This window comes from Sphingomonas yantingensis, assembly GCF_014199325.1.
Lineage (GTDB): Bacteria > Pseudomonadota > Alphaproteobacteria > Sphingomonadales > Sphingomonadaceae > Sphingomonas > Sphingomonas yantingensis.
This window is the reverse complement of the sequence record NZ_JACIJJ010000004.1, coordinates 491,703-507,607: the sequence shown is the minus strand read 5'-3', so window position 1 is coordinate 507,607 and position 15,905 is coordinate 491,703. Positions and strand designations below refer to the sequence as shown.

7 protein-coding genes and 1 pseudogene are annotated in these 15,905 nt (G+C 68.4%); 3 read left to right on the top strand and 5 right to left on the bottom strand.

Going from position 1 to position 15,905, the window contains the following annotated elements; all coding sequences use genetic code 11:
- Position 1: 1 nt before the first annotated feature.
- The 4 genes and pseudogenes from FHR19_RS15060 to FHR19_RS15050 form a co-directional block, all read right to left on the bottom strand.
- On the bottom strand, positions 2 to 8,140 hold the full coding sequence (locus FHR19_RS15060; RefSeq protein ID WP_184030014.1) for a hypothetical protein: 8,139 nt from the start codon (positions 8,138 to 8,140) through the stop codon (positions 2 to 4).
- Between the two features lie 593 nt (positions 8,141 to 8,733).
- Positions 8,734 to 8,958 carry a hypothetical protein gene (locus tag FHR19_RS15055; RefSeq protein WP_184030012.1) on the bottom strand — a complete coding sequence of 75 codons (225 nt, stop codon included), beginning with the start codon at positions 8,956 to 8,958 and terminating at the stop codon, positions 8,734 to 8,736.
- A 244-nt stretch (positions 8,959 to 9,202) separates the two neighbouring features.
- Positions 9,203 to 9,378: pseudogene (locus FHR19_RS17745) on the bottom strand (flotillin family protein); the annotation flags it as partial.
- A 66-nt stretch (positions 9,379 to 9,444) separates the two neighbouring features.
- Entirely contained in the window at positions 9,445 to 9,762 is a 318-nt protein-coding gene (locus FHR19_RS15050; RefSeq protein WP_184030010.1) for an HPF/RaiA family ribosome-associated protein, read from the bottom strand.
- A 764-nt stretch (positions 9,763 to 10,526) separates the two neighbouring features.
- On the opposite strand from FHR19_RS15050, the gene FHR19_RS15040 reads away from it, so the two are divergent.
- Genes FHR19_RS15040 through cysS form a run of 3 tightly spaced genes read left to right on the top strand, consistent with a single transcriptional unit; the run spans position 10,527 to position 13,837 of the window.
- Positions 10,527 to 10,760, top strand: a complete 234-nt coding sequence (locus FHR19_RS15040) for a hypothetical protein (RefSeq protein WP_184030231.1) — start codon at positions 10,527 to 10,529, stop codon at positions 10,758 to 10,760.
- A 36-nt stretch (positions 10,761 to 10,796) separates the two neighbouring features.
- The gene (locus tag FHR19_RS15035) at positions 10,797 to 12,401 is read left to right on the top strand and encodes a phytoene desaturase family protein (protein WP_184030221.1); all 1,605 of its coding nucleotides are present in this window, start codon (positions 10,797 to 10,799) and stop codon (positions 12,399 to 12,401) included.
- Positions 12,398 to 13,837 carry a cysteine--tRNA ligase gene (gene cysS / locus FHR19_RS15030; RefSeq protein WP_184030004.1) on the top strand — a complete coding sequence of 480 codons (1,440 nt, stop codon included), beginning with the start codon at positions 12,398 to 12,400 and terminating at the stop codon, positions 13,835 to 13,837. Before FHR19_RS15035 ends, cysS begins: the two co-directional genes overlap by 4 nt.
- Here the strand turns inward: cysS and FHR19_RS15025 are convergent.
- Entirely contained in the window at positions 13,834 to 15,855 is a 2,022-nt protein-coding gene (locus FHR19_RS15025; RefSeq protein WP_184030002.1) for a protein-disulfide reductase DsbD family protein, read from the bottom strand. The genes cysS and FHR19_RS15025 overlap by 4 nt on opposite strands.
- Positions 15,856 to 15,905: the final 50 nt, after the last annotated feature.

Sequence of the window (15,905 nt, the reverse complement as noted above, 5' to 3'; positions counted from 1 at the left end):
GTCAGAACCCCTCGATGTCGAGCATCAGCGGACGGGCGCGGAGCACCCGCTTGCCGGTCAGCGTGCCGCCGGGAAGGACGAGCAGGCGGAAGGCGAGCTCGCTTTCGTCAGCGGGCACCACCGGGCTTGCGGTGCGGAATAGTACGCGCGTCCAGCTGAGCGTCGCGCGGACGGGTTCGAACATGGTGCCGCCGACCGTCAGCCTATCGGGCTTGCAGCGCACCGTGTCGACGGCGGTGTCGCCGATCAGCACCGCCCCCTCGCGCCGCATCGGTTCCGGCGAGTCGATCAGGAAGCCGGCGATCCGGTAGCTGCCGCCGATCCGCTGCCACAGCGTGATCGCGCGGGGGCGATCGCCGGGCAGCGGCAGCGTGTCGGCCCCGATCGCCCGAAGCGCGTCGGCCAGATCGCGGTCGGAGACCGACAGCGCGCCCGTCGGCAGCACCGCCGCGTCGGCGAGCAACAGCTCCTCCGGCGCGATCGGCGCGGTACTGCTGGTGGCGAAGCCCATCGCCGCCAGCATCTCGGCCGGGTTGGCATAGCGCGAGGTCTTGAAGCGGGTGGCGTTGACGACGATCGGATCGCGCGCGGCGAGTGGCGCGCCCTTTCGCACCGCCAGCAGGTTGAAATCGTACATCGCGTTGGGCACCAGCTTCCACCGGCCGCCGATCGACTGGCCGCCGACCGCGGGCGCGTCGGGCAGGCAGGGTGCGTCCGCCAGCGCGGCGTTGATCCGTTGCTCTGCCAGTGAGAGCACCGACTGCACGCCCTTGGCCTTGATGACCTCGATCAGGTCGGGGAACACCGCCAGCGTCATCGCCGCGTCGTCTACCTGCGGCGGCGGATCGGTGCGCTTGACCTCCAGCACCAGTTCGCGGTCGTATCGGTCAGCCAGCGCCTCGACATGGCCGGCGTTGAAATGGACCCACAGCGGATCGTCGGTGAAGACGACGTCGCGCCCGTCCGCGGGCTCGATACGGCCGAGATAACGGACCAGGTCGCGCGGATCGAACTTGAACTCATTGAGCCCGTCCTGCGTGCCCGAAGGCGCGAGCTCCTCGGCGGCGACGCGGAAGCGGAAGACCTGGCGCGTACCGGGTGTGAAGGCGCCGGGCACGGGCGGATCGGGACTGTCGGTGCCTTCCGCATTCGACGTCCAGGCCTGCCAGCTCCAATCGACCTCGATGCGATAGGTCTCGCCCGGTTCGAGCAACACTTCACGCGACGGCTCGGCGGGATCGGCCCCCGACGCGGCGCCGACGGTGCCCGCCAGATCGCCCTGTGCGACGGCGTCCTGTGCCTGCGCCAGCGCCGCGGCACTGTCGATCGCACAGACGGACAGCAGCGTCAGGCTCAGTCCGGCGGGCGCCACCACGTCGAACCCGGCCACGTCGACCAGCGCAGCGGGCTGGTCGAAGCGGATCAGGCGGCAGGAACGGCCCTCTGCCGAGGGGATCGTGCCGACGACCGTGCTTGGCCAGTGGTGCATCTGGTCGCCCTGCCGCGTCGTGACGATCGGCGTGCCGCCGGTCGCCACGGCGGCGGCGCGGGCGATGAGCGAGCCGCCCTGGCTCTGCCTTTCGCGCAGGCAGACGCGCGTCAGGGCCGCCCGGCCGCGCGCCATCAGGTCGATACGCGCGATGCCCGCGCCCGCCAGCACCAGCCGTGCGAGCGTGTCGCCCGCACCACCGCCATCGGCGCTCGCCACCTTGGCACCCGCGGCGTCATAAGCCACCGCCTCGACCCGCGCGTCGCGCAGCGCGAGGACGAACAGGGTGACGCCGCCGACAGGCGTCTTGAGCGCGATCGACAAGCCCTTGCCCGGCAGGATCAGTTCGACCAGCCCATCCTGTGCGTTGACGACCGGATCGGCGGCGGTGGCGACGTCGCCCAGAGTCAGCACCTCGGCATCGCTGCGCGGGGTGAAAGTCAGGCCTTCGCGCTCCAGCGTTCGCAGCCCGCGCTCCGCCTTGACGCCGAACGTCACGCAGCGCTCCTCGCCCTGCCCATCGTGGCGGCAGACGTGGTAGAGCGCCGCCTCGTTCGTGCCGCCCGACACGATCACGCGCACGATGCCGGTGCCGCGAAGGCGCAGTTCGACCGGGTCGCGTGCCGGATCGCTGGCCCGGTCCAGCACGTTGCCACGTGCATCCAACGCGATCGCGGAAACCGGGCCGGCACCGCTCCAAACGCCCAGATCGACCCCGGCGACCGGCGCGGCGAAGGCAAGTTCGACGCCCTTGTCGGGGAAGCGCAGCTCCGGGCGGCGGTCGCTGCCACGCACCGGCGGCACCGCGCCGGCATCGACATTGTCGGCCAGCGCGAAGCCGATGCGCGGGTCGAGCGCGGTAAACGTTACGCCGTCCAGCGCGAAGCGTCCTTGCTGCATCGCACGCGGCGACAGATCCTCGAAGTCGAGGCAGCGCCGCCCCTCCCCCGCCGCCGGCGTGCAGATTTCGGTCAGGAACAGCATGCCGCCCTTCACCGAGATCGCGATTTCGACCAGATCGGCCGCGGCGCTGATCCGCACCGACCGGGCGCCCACTTCGCCCGGTTCCAGCGCGATCGCGTCGCCCCCGCCCGCGGCGTCGCGCCACTTGACCGTGCCGGTCAGCGGTGCGCCGCGGAACACGTGCACTTCGATGTCGCGCACGGGCACGCTGGGGCGCAGGATCAGGCCGGGCTCGGCGATCAGGATGTCGGGCTGGCGATCGCTCCCCAACGTGCCGCCGCTGTGCGTCAGGTCGACGCGGTCGGTGATGGTGAACGGCCGGTCGGCGCGCATCGCCTCCAGCTTGAAGCGCGGCACGTCGAGCGCGGCGAAGCTCTTGCCCGTCGGCAGGCCAGCGAAGCGGTAGCAGTCGCGCGCCCCCGCGTCACCGCGCCCACCACCGTCGCAAACGAGCATCAGCAAGCTGGCGCGGCGAACGCTGCGGTCGAACGCGGCAATCCAGGGCAGCGTAGTGGTCGCGACGCTGCCCGGCGTCGCCACCTGCACCGCGGGCAGGCGATAGCCCTTTTGTAGCGGTCCCTGCGGCCCCGCCACCGGCTGTGCCAGCATCACCACCGATCCCGGCAGCGGCAGCGCGCCCGCGGCGGCGACCAGCGAGGCGAGCGCCGATCCCTCAACCACACCGGCCGGCGTGCGCAGCCCCGGCCGCCCGCGCAGCGTGAAGAAGCTGGGATAGGGGCCGGGCGGCGGCGTCTCGTGGAACAGGCCGATGCGGTCGCCGCCGGAGCCGCGTGCGTCCTGCCCGAACAGACAGGCGCGCGCGGGCGCGGGGACCGGCTGGCACAGATTGCCCACCGTCGCCGCCGGATCGCCGGCCGCGCTTTCACCCCCGTCCGCCATTGGCAGCGCCCAGTCCCAGGGCTGCCAGTCGAACAGCTTCAGGCTGAGCGCTTCCGCGCCGGAGGGGAGTGCGGGTCCCGCGCCGCCCGGCTGACGCGCGGGCGAGGTCTGCCACCCGGCCTTCAGCGCGTGACTGCCGGTCACGGGCGCGCCGTCGCTGTCGCGTACGACCCGCACGCGATTCAGGAGATAGGCGTATTTCAGCCGGTTCGATCCGAACCACGGCGCGCCCGACGACAGCCCGGCGCGCTCGAACTGGCGCGTGCCGGTCTCGCCATCGGCGATATAGTGGCGGAAGTTGAGGAGCGGCGCGGTGTCGGCCCAGACGGTGTGATTGCCGCTCGGCGCGACGCCGTGGTTCTCCACTTTGTCGCCCACCTGGACGAAATCGAAGATCGGCAGCGCCTGGAGCGCGCCGGCACCGTCGGCCAGCGCCTCACCCATCACCCGGCCGCCGCGATCGGTCAGGAAGATGCTGACGACTGGCGCAAGGGGCGGCGGTGGCGGGCCGGTCAGGTCGCTGCCGATGCGGAAGGTGACGCAGCCCTTCAGCGAGAAGAAGAACAGGTCGACCTCGCCGCAGAATTCCCCGTCCATCCAGATGCGGCCGGCCTGATAGGTCAGGATGATCTCGCCGCGTGCGGAGACCGACACGACGACGAGGTCGAGCTCGCCCTTGACGAAGATCCCGGCCTTGATGAGCAGCGGGTCGGTGCCCATGCCGGCGAGCAGCTTGACCGAGGCGGACAGCCGGATCGGCCCCGCCTTCCATTCCAGGCCCGCGCCAGCGCCGAACCCGACCGAGAAGCCCTGGAAGCTGAAGCGCGGATCGCCGCCCAGGTTCGGCAGGCCGTCCTGCTCGATCATCAGATAGGCATAGGCCTGAAGATTGAGCGTTGAGGGAAGGAGGGTCAGCGTGACCGGCTCGCCGCTGCGTCCCGCCTGCCCGTCCGACCCGATCCGGACATAGGTGCCGATCCCCGAATAGGGGAAGTAGGCCGCGAACGGCACGACGACGCGCAGCACCTCGGGGATCTCATACCGCGCCTGCGCCGCCAGCGCGACGGCGGTGTCGTCGATGACGATCAGCCCGGTGATCGCCGCGCTCGACCCGTCCTTCTTCTCCTTGGGTGCACGCACGGGCACCGACAGCAGCGCGATCTCGACCGCGAAGATCACTTCCGGATCGGGGAAGGCGATGACGATCATGCCCGTCGCGGACAGCGAGAAGCTGGCATCGGGCAGCGTGCCGACGACCGCGCCGATGCCCAATGCGTGCTGGTCCTTCAGCGGCTTGTACTTGTCCTCCGGGTTCTTGCGCCACCAGCCGATCTCTCGCGCGACGATGTCGGTCGTTGAGGCGACATCGCGCGTGCCGTTGATGACGGTCTGGCCGATGAATCCGTGCAGCGCGGCGCCGGATGGTCCCAGTGGGATGCCGACGGGAAACTGCACCTTGGCATAGAGATTGACGAAGGTGTACGGCACCGGCGTCGTCATCTGCGCCATCGCAAAGGCGGCCGACGCCTTGAGCTGGAGCGGCACGACCTCGATGTCGATGCCCGCCTTGATGACACCGCCCGGGTCTTCGATCCGCAGGCGCCCCTCGCCCTTCAGCGTCGCGGGAATGTCGATCCGGGCGACCAGCCCGCGCAGCGAGATGTCCGGGAACGTCGCGGGCGGGTTGAACGTGACGCGGATCACCGCCTCCGTCACCTCGACCACGCCGATCGACAGCGCAAAGGCGAAGCGCGTCTCGATCCAGAGCGAGCCCTGCCCCAGCGCCGTCTCCACCGCGCGGAGCAGCTCGCCGAGCACGCCCTCGATCCGCCAGCGGCCCGGATCCTCGATGCTGAGCGCGTCGGTGGGATAGGCGACGGCGATCTTTTCCCAGATGTTCGTCTTCGACTGGTCGAAGACGATGCCGACGTCCTTGTAGCGGAACTTGACCGGCTGGTCGGGCTGGGTGCGAAGGCCCAGTGCGCCGGTGTTGACGTGCAGGACGGTCGAATAGTCGCTGGTCAGGCTGATCTTGTAGTCGTCGCCGACCGCATCGATGTCCTTGATCTCGGCGGTCGCCTCCAGCTTCTTGATCGCTGCCTTCGACGCGGTGCCGAGCAGCGGCCCGCCGCCGAGGTCGACCTGCGCGAAGCCGATGCCCGCGGCGAGCGCGGCGATGCGCGCGCCCGCCTCGACCGTGTCGACGCCCGGCTTGACCCCGGACAGCAGCACAGGACCTAGCGCCAGCGCGGCGACGAGGTTGGGCTGGTCGATCCGCACCAGCCCGTCCGGATCGCCGTCCGACCGGATGCCGAGCTGCGTGCGGGTGAAACCGCTGGCGTCGTCGTGCCGCCAGTTGCCATAAACGGTCAGGACCTCGAGCGTGACGGGCTGTCCGCCCAGCGACGGCAGCGGATGGTCGTCGGGGGACCAGGCGTACTCGAACTCGGCTTTGGACGGGATCAGATCCTTCCACCCGTCGCCGCTGGGCTTGTCCCACGCGGCCAGCAGCTTGACCCGATAGTCGCTCTCCGGCGTCGTCACCGGCGCGGGCGCGGGATCGACCGTCGCGCCGGGCATCAGCATCCGGCGAAGGTCGGGCGCTCGGCCAGGGTCGATCTGGCGGCGGACCGCCCCCGCGGCCGGGGTGCCCCCAACGGCGTAGATGTCGACGCGCCGGAACGGCTCGCGGCGCGGCTCGGTCGGCGCGCTGGTGCCGGTGATCCAGTCGCTGCGGTCGGTGATCGGCGCGCCGCCCGCGTCGGTCGCCAGGACGAGGCGCTGGGGCGCCTTCTCCTCGTCGTCGAGCGGGCTGGCGGTGACGCTGCCCGGCTGACCGTCCTGTTCGCCCCAATGGTCGATCCTTGACGGGTTGATCGCGCTCAGCCCGCTGCCCGTGGGCACCGCCGTCAGGAAGCGCAGCACCGTGTCGCGCCGCGTATGCGCCAGCGTCGCATTGAGGCTGTCCGTTCCCAGGTCGTCGCAGCGCCCGACCACCAGGAAGCGCGCGCCGGGATAGTTCGCGGCCCATTGCAGGAGTTGGCGCTGCAACCCCGCCTCGTCCCCGCCCTGGCTTGCCGCCGCAGGCCGATCCGCGCCCCAGCGGATCGCACGGCCGGTTGCGAATTCGAACAGGATCTCGACATGGCGGTCATGCTCGACCGTCGGTGCCGCCCCGCCCGAGGGGATGGTGACGAGCGCCAGCCCACCGGCCGGCACGTCGACCCGTTCGGCGCGCGCTGCATCGACCGCCGCGTCGTCGAGGCTGGGCGCATAGCGTCCGCGCGCGCGGAAATCGGTAAGGTCGTACGTCCCCTCGACCGCCGCAGGCGTGATCGGGCTTGCCGGCGCCGTCGCCGCAACGACGCCGCCCTCGCTGCCGATCAGCAGTCCCGCCCCTTCCGCCACCTGGAGCCGCACCCGCGCGACGCGGGCACGCCCGGCACCGTCGACTTCCCGCAGCACCAGAGGCGCGTCGCCGTCGAGCTCCGCCAGTGGGATCCTGACCGACGTGCCGGTCCGCTCGGTGCCGTCGGGCTCGACCTTCCAGTGGAAGGTGCCGGGCGTGGGCGCGCTCGACCGGGCGGCGAACGACAGGGCGGCGATATCGGCGGCAGGGCCGGCGACGTGGACGACGTTGGCCACCGTCGAGGCACCGGCGACGACGTCGATCTCCGGCACCTCCCCCGCCGCGACGAAGCGGAAGCTGACCTCCGGATGGCGCACCACCGGGCGGCCGGTGATCCGTTCCTCGGGCACCACCCGCAGCACCTGGCCGTGGCGCACCTGCCCGGTCGCGACGTCGCCGGTCGTCTCGCTGCCGTCGGGCCAGCGCCATGTCGCGCCCCAGTCGGTCAGCGCGCCGCCATCCGGCGGTTGCGAGGCAACGAAGCTGGCGGTCATCGCCACATCCTCGTCCTGCCCCCCGGTGATCGCGACGAGGCGGGTGTTGCCGCTGCCGGTCGCCGCCGTCTGTGGATGGCCGGTCTGGGTGAAGACGAAGGTCGCGGGGTCGAGCGGGGTACGTCCCCACTGGACCTCGAACTCGCCCTGGACGCCACGTGGGCTGCCGATCAGGAGATTGCGCACCCCGCCCGAAAAACCGCCGCGCCCGATCGCATTGGGCGGCGCGTAGAAGGTGGCTTCGGCAACGGCAAAGCCGACCCACTCGGCCGTCTGCCCTTGGCCAATGACGAAATCGGGCGAGAAGGTGTCCGAAGCGTCGAACAGCAGGTCCGCCAGCGTCATCGCGAATTGCGAGCTGCCGAAGAAGAAGTGTCGCGGCGTGCAGCGCAGTTGGACAACCGCGCCCGTCGTGGCCAGCGGATCGGCGGCCGAGCGGTTCTCGACGAACAGCAGGATGACCGGCGTGTCCGCCGACGCCTTTGCAAAGCGGATCGTCGCCTCGCCAGAGATGACGACAGCGGTATCGGTCGCGCGGCGGATCAGCCGACGCGGCGTGGTCGCGGTCGCCGCCTCGAAATCGGCGCCGTGCAGGTCCTTGAGCTTGAGGCTGAACCCGTCGAGCACGAGGTCGAGGTGCCAGCGCCCGTCGGGCACATCGAACTCCGCCATGCGAAACGGCACGCCGGCGGTAACACCGGGCAGTTCGAGTTCGCCGAAGCCGAGGTCGATCGGATCGGTGCGGACCGACTTCAGCGTGCCGCTGTGCTGGACGCCGCCAGTGAACGGGGTCGAGGTGACGCCGTCGGTGGTGAACCGGTCGGCGATGTCACGGAACAGCGGTCCGAGCGGGCCATCGAACAGCTCTGCCAACGGCGTCGGCATTGAACCCTCCCCCTACTCTTTTTCGAGCAACAGAGATCGTACAAACGCCAAAGCTACTTGGAGTATTATTTAGGATAAAACCGAGTCGGTCAACAAACGAATCAATATCAATGAAAACTTTACTTTCTTTCTTCCTCCACAACGGTCAAATAATTGGAATCGTACAGGATCGTGGGACTAAGGCCCGGCAATCTCGTGCATCGCCTTACGCACGACGGCTCCTCTAGGATGCGGCCGGGGAGCTCCCATGAGATATATCTTCGTTACAGCAGCGTGGCACCGCTGCGGAAGGTATGATCGTAAACTCTTATGGTGAGGCAGCGGTGATGCTTTCCGTCGGACTGTCGACGCTTTCAGCTGCCCTTGCGTCTTTTCTTGGCCGCGTCCGGTAAAGATTGGACGGCAAACAAAGATGAGAGGTCTGACCTAGTTTCGTTCGTTCGAGTGCCTTTGCACGCAATCTAAGGCCGGTCGATCGTTCATCTCGCCAATGCGTGCGGATTGACGGCGTTCGTAGATCCGGGTGAACGCCCTGGTGCAGAAGGCGAAATGGCCGCTTCCATAGCCGAACCGCAGCGCCACAATTCTGCAACTTAGCGGTATTGGTTATTTAGCGCCCTTGTTGCCGCGTTGAGCTCGCGTCCCGCTTCATCCAACTCGGGACGCAGGTAGTTTATCAACGCCTCGTTCCTGATTCGGCCTGCCGCGTCATAGCGCTTCTGAGCCCGCTCGTGACGGTCGAAGGCGCGGATCCAATCCTGAAACGGCCCAGAATCTAGGATCGCCATCATCATTTCCTCTTCTGGTTCAATACGCATAGTCAGCTACGTTGATCGCTTGAGTTTCGATGCTGTCATCGGTCCAACAGACCCACAACCGGACTGTCGGCGCTCGGCCTCGCTTTTTCCCGTCTTCTGCCATTTGTTCATCCACTGAGGACGTCGGCGATCGCACTAGAAACGGCTGTCGCAGCTGACGTTGCGGGCTCCCATCAACGTTGATAATCATCGCCCCACAGTGATGGTTCGAAGTGCGCGGCCAGCCCTCGTTATCCTGCTCGGGTCGGAGGGCGTCGACGAACTTGCCCTCCACCAGTTCCTTGAGTGCTTCGGGATGCATCGCTGTCCGAGCATCTGCGCCGCCGTCGCAAGCGCCTCACGATCGGGGCGGACGCGGACGTAGAACTCGGCGCGAACGTCGATGCGCAGACGGTCGAGCGTGATCAGCGCATCCCTGTTGCCGGCGGAAGCGCGTGTAGAAAATCCTTAGGGATGAAAGACGCGCCTTGGGCGCGCCTTCCTTAATCATCGCACGGCGTCATGCTTCGCAAAGGCGCGATCGAGGATCTCGACAGCTTTTCGCAATGCCCCCGTTATGGCGGCATCGGTCGACGCGCCTTGGTCAGTGACGACGATCGGTTGCCCACCAGCAGGTCGCGCCTCTAGCTTGGCTTCGATGCCCCTGGCTCCGTTTCGATCACCGTCGACGTCGCGAATACGCATTTCAACTCGCGTGAGTCGGTCGCCGAACCGTGACCGCCGTTCGCGCAGCCGGTCTTCAATTGCATCGCTGGTCGCCTCGGTCCCATCGACACGAGTGTCGGTATTGATCTGTACGAGCATCAGCGGACCTTCCGGCTACATTCAAGGACGGGACGATGGCCTTCGGCATCAAAGGCGCCCGACGGTGCCTGATCCTCGAAACGCTTTGAAACGATGCACTCGTTGGCATGAGCGTCATTCTCGGGGCGGTGCGAGCCCTGATCCGCTTCGGCCTTGAGCCGGGCCGCCTTCTCAGCAATTTGCTGCTATTCCGTTTGTTTTGTCATCAACTGACTCCCTTTATCCGGGTGGCGGGGCCGAGCCGGTACAGCCCAACCGCATGAAGAGTGCCCCCATGATCCCGGATGGGTTCCGTGATGAATTGTTGCCGGGGCCGATCGATATCAGCGCGAACCGGTACCGGCAGACGGCCGGTTTCAAGATCCCGCCGCATGATCGCCGATCACGATCGGTTGCCAGCGTCGGCGGCTTGTCGCTTTGCGCGCACTAGTGCAGAGGCCGCTTAGGGTGTCCGTGAGCGTTAATCGCGGAGAGGGTTTTCGTTGGTCGGGCCGCCAGCGACGAACGTTTCCGTCTGGAGCTTTCGCATGCTCACGCCCCGTCCGTCCGCGCGATCATCGGTGTTTTGCAATGCGATTGCGATCCGGCATTGCCGAGCGTGTCCGTGGCGCTGATCCTTCTTCTGTGCCTACCGTCGTTCCTCCCCGTCGACATGTTGCAATGGCGCCACGGCGTTAACTTTTTCGCGTGCGTTCGCTTCACCGGGAACAAAGCACGATTCATCCGTGTTACGATGGCGAAACCATCACACGGGGAGTTGGGAAATGCAGCTCGGTAGCCTGCCCTTCAGTCCCAGCGGCGCGGGATATCGCATCGCCTATCGCATGAACGAGGCGAACCATTGCCCCGGTTGCGGCCGGTCGCATTGGTTGGTCGGGCGTCTGACCGCCGAATGCGCCTATTGCGCGACCGCGCTGCCGATCCGCACCGGCCAGACCTCCGGCACCGGCCTGTTCCGGTCGGTCGGCAACAAGCCGTTTGCACCCCTCGCGGCCTGATTGACCGCCAGCCGCCGGCGGGGCACCACCGGCGGCATGGAACGATACGACGCGCTCATCATCGGCGCGGGCCATAACGGCCTCGTCTGCGCCTGGTATCTTGCCCGCGCGGGTCTTCGCGTAAAGATGTTCGAGGCGCGTGGCGTGGTTGGCGGCGCGGCCGTCACCGAATGTTTTCACCCCGGCTTTCGGAACTCGACCGCCAGCTATACCGTCAGCTTGCTCCAGGCCCGCGTCATCGCCGACATGCGCCTGCACGAACGCGGCCTGCGGATCGTCGAGCGGCCGTTGTCCAATTTCCTACCCCTACCCGACGGCCGCAGCCTGAGCTTGGGTGGAGGGATCACGGCGACGCAGGCCGAGTTCGCGAAATTCTCCGTCCGCGATGCAGAGCGGCTGCCCGCCTATTACGCAGCCGTGGAGCGGGTCGCCGACCTGCTGCGCGACCTAGCACTCCGCCCGCCGCCCGCTGGCACTTCGATCGGCGAAGCGCTGTCGCTGGCGATGCGAGCGCGGCGGATGACCGCAGCGGCGCAGCGCGACGCGCTCGCCCTGTTTACCAAAAGCGCACGCGAGTTCCTGTCGGGCTGGTTCGGAAGCGATCCGGTGCAAGCGGTGTTCGGTTTCGACGCGGTCGTCGGCAACCACGCCGGCCCCGACACGCCGGGTAGCGCCTATGTCTTTCTCCACCACGTCTTTGGCGAGGTGAACGGCAATCGCGGCGCCTGGGGCCATGCGATCGGCGGGATGGGCGCGATCACGCAGGCGATGGCGGCGGCGTGCCGCGATGTGGGCGTCGAGATCGAGGTCGAGGCGCCCGTCGCCCGCGTGCTGGCCGACCGCGGTCGCGCCGTGGGTATCCGCCTTGCCGACGGGCGCGAATTCGCCGCGTCGCGCGTCATTGGCAATCTGGGGCCGAAGCCGCTGTTCGAGAAGCTGGTCGACCCCGCCGACCTTGACCCCGATTTTCGCGCGCGTATCGTCGGTTATGCGGTCGGCTCCGGCAGCTTCCGCATGAACCTTGCGCTCAGCGAACTGCCGCGGTTTACCGCACGGCCCGAGCCCGGCCCGCATCTGTCGGCGGGGATCATCATGGCCCCCAGCCTCGACTATATGGAGCGCGCCTTCGCCGACTCGAAGGCGCTGGGCTGGTCGCGCGAACCGATCGTCGAGATGCTCATCCCCTCGACGCTTGACGACACGCTCGCCCCGCCAGGGCAGCATGTCGCCAGCCTGTTCTGTCAGCAGTTCAATCCGTGCCTCCCCGATGGCCGCAGTTGGGACGACGCGCGAGAAGCTGCGGCCGACACGATCATCGATACGATCGAAACCTACGCCCCCGGCTTTCGCGCCAGCATCCTCGCGCGCCAGATCCACTCGCCGCTCGACCTCGAGCGCAAGTTCGGGCTGGCGGGCGGCGATATCTTTCACGGGCGGATGTCGCTCGACCAGCTTTGGGCGGCGCGGCCGGTGCTCGGGCACGGGCGATACCGGATGCCGATCGCGGGTCTCTATCTGTGCGGCGCGGGTGCGCATCCGGGCGGCGGCGTCACCGGGGCGCCGGGCCACAATGCGGCAAGAGCGATCCTTGCCGACCGGGGCTTGGCGGGGCGGCTCGGCCTGCTTAAGCGGGCGCGATGAACGGCGCCCCTCTCAAGCTCTACAATTCGCTGACCCGGTCGATCGAGGACTTCCATCCGATCGACCCGAATGAGGTGCGCATCTATACCTGCGGTCCGACGGTCTATAATTACCAGCATATCGGCAACATGCGCGCGTTCCTGTTCGCCGACACGCTCGGCCGGACGATGCGGTGGAAGGGGCTCGGCCTCAAGCACATCATCAACATCACCGATGTCGGCCATCTGACGAGCGACGCCGACGCCGGCGACGACAAGATGGAAAAGGCCGCCCGCGCGCAGCAGAAGTCGATCTGGGACGTGGCCGCGCACTACACACAGGCGTTCAAGCTCGACGTCGAGCGGCTGAACATCACGCCGCCGGCCAAGTGGACGGTCGCAACCGATTACGTGCCGCAGATGATCGCCTTTGCCGAGACGTTCGCCGAGCGGCACTGCTACCGGCTCGACAGCGGGCTCTATTTCGACGTGTCGACGGTGCCCAATTACGGTCGTCTGGCGCGCACGGATACGCAAGCAGGTGAGAGCCGGATCGACCCGGTGGGCGGCAAGCGCAATCCGCAGGATTTCGCGATCTGGCGCACCTCACCGCCGGGCGAGCAGCGGCAGATGGAGTGGGACTCGCCCTGGGGCCGCGGCGCGCCGGGCTGGCATCTCGAATGCTCGGTGATGAGCCTCGCCGAGCTCGGCCACCCGTTCGACATTCACACGGGCGGCATCGACCACCGCGAGATCCACCATCCGAACGAAATCGCCCAAAACCAGGCGAAGTGCGGCTGCACCGACGCCGAGCCCGGCTTCACCGGCGCGCGGATGTGGATGCACAACAACTTCCTCGTGGACCGCGGCGGCAAGATGTCGAAGTCGACCGGCGAGTTCCTGCGGCTCCAGACGCTTGTCGATCGCGGCATCCATCCGCTCAGCTACCGCCTGATGTGCCTGTCGGCGCATTATCGCAGCGAGCTGGAGTTCACCTGGGACAACGTCATCGCGGCGCAGACACGGCTGAAGCGGCTGGTGCAGACGGTCGAGAAGCTGCGCGCGGCGCCCGACAAGCCTTCACGCGGGACCGTCGATGGATATCGCGAGGCATTCGACGCGGCGGTCAGCGACGACCTCAACACGCCGCGCGCGGTGCCAGTGCTGGACGAGCTGCTCGCCGACAAGTCGCTGTCGCCCGCCGATCGCCTCGAAGCCGCCGCCGCGTTCGACCGCGTGCTCGGGCTGCAACTCGCAACGATCACCCGCGCCGACCTGCGCGTCCGCCCCGCCGATGCTGCGATCGATGAGGCCGCGATCGAGGCGAAGCTCGCAGAACGGCGCAACGCGCGGGCGGCAAAGGACTTCGCCCGTTCGGACACGCTACGCGATGAGCTCACCGCCGTTGGGGTCGAAGTAATGGACGGCGACCCGCTCGGCTGGGACTGGAAGCTCTAGCCCGCCGGCAGCGCGGCGAGCATCGCCGGGGTCAGAAGCTGCGGCAGGACCCGCGGCTGCGCGGCACCCGGCGCGTACCACAGGTAGAGCGGCACGCCCGCGCGGTTGTGCTGCTCGATGAAGCGGCCCATCGCCGGATCACCGTTGGTCCAGTCGCCGACCAGCACCTCCACCCCGCCCTTCTCGAAGGCGGCGGCGACGGTATCGGTCTCGATCGCCGCCTTCTCGTTCACCTTGCACGCCACGCACCAGTCGGCGGTGAAATAGGCGAAGACGGGCTTGTTCTCGGCCCTGAGTGCCGCAAGCGAGGCCTCGGTAAAGGGCTTGGCGCCGAGCGCGGTGGCTCCCGCCGCCTCCGCCGGACGCTGTTCGATGCGCAGTGTCACCGCCAGCGCCAAGGCGATGCCGACCGCCGCCGGCGCCCAGGCCAGCCCCTTCCCCCGGCCCTGCCGCACCCCCGTCCACCAGAGCGCCAGCGCGGCGACGAGCACCGCGCCCAGCCCCAGCGTCATGCCGTCGACACCCGCCTGCTTGCCCAGCACCCACGCGAGGGCCAGCGCGGTCAGGAACATCGGCACCGACAGGATGTGGCGGAACGTCGCCATCCACGGTCCGGGCTTCGGCATCCGCCGCCGCAGCGCGGGCACGAAGCCGATCAACAGGAACGGGATGGCAAGGCCTAGGCCAAGGCCGGCAAAGATCATCAGCGCCGCCGCAGTGGGCAGCACCAGTGCGGCCCCGAGCGCCGCCGCCATGAACGGCCCGGTGCAGGGCGTCGCGACGAACGCGGCGAGCGCGCCCGTTATGAACGCCCCGCCCTTGCCGCTCGCCGCCATGCGATTGACCGCGCCGGGCGCCGACAGCTCGAACAATCCGGCGAGGTTGAGGGCGATGGCGGTGACCAGCAGCAGCAGTACGAGGATGACGCGGGGGTCCTGAAGCTGGAATGCCCAGCCCACTGTCGCGCCGCCCGCTCGCAGCGCCAGCAACGCACCGCCGAGCGCGAGACAAACGGCGATAACCCCGGCCGAATAGGCAAGCGCCTCGCCCCGTGCCCCGCGCTCGTCGCCGCCCGCTCTCGCGAGGCTGAGCGCCTTGAGGCTCAGAATCGGGAAGACGCAGGGCATGACGTTGAGGATTAGGCCGCCGAGCACCGCACCGGCGAAGGCGACGAGGATCGCGCGCCAGTCATAGGCTGCCGGCGCACTCGCCGCCGGCACCGCGCCCGGCACCGCGCGTACAGTGAAGCCGCGTCCGTCGCCGAGCGCGACAACGCCCGACACTTCGTCCGGCACCTTGCCGCCGGCCTGCGTCTCGATGACGAGGCGATCGCCGGCGCGGCCGATCGTCTGCACCGCCGCATAGGTGACCGCACCGTCAGTGAGCGGGTAGAAATAGGCGCCGTCCGCCGCCTGGTCCGCTGGCCACGGCACCGCGATCCGCATCTTTCCGGCCTCGACCGCAAAGACCGCGGGGCTGCCGAGCGGCTTGGGTAGCGTCCGGCGCCACTGGTCGAATTGCGCGCGCCGCTCGGGCGAGATCGCGCCATCGCCGACCGTCAGGACGGTCGACAACTGCGCGCGTTCGGGCACGCAGATCTGGTCGGTGCAGACGAGGTAATCCGCCTCGACCGCAATCGGCAGGCGGGTGCCGGGGGCGCGTCCGGCGGGGACCTTTAGCCGCACGAACTGCGCGAACGGCCCCTCATAGACGTAATTCATGAGGCCCGCGATCACGAGCCGCTGCGGGACCGGGTATTCGAGCGGCCCGGCAGTGACGCCCGCGGGCAGCGTCCATTTGAGCGCCGTAGGGACCCCCGCATCGCCGGGATTCTGCCAATAGCCGTGCCAACCCTTGTCCGGCTTCGATGCAAAGGCGAGCGTCACCTCGCTGCCCGGCGCGGGCATGTCGGTTTCGGCGACGAGCTCGATCGCGATGTGGCGGGGCTGTCCCGCCAATTGCGCCGCCGCGGGGACGGCGAGGAATAAGGCGGCGAGGAGCGCGAGGAAGCGAAGCATCTGGGTCGGTCTAGCGGCGGTGCGGACCGGGCGCCACTGCGGGCTTTGGG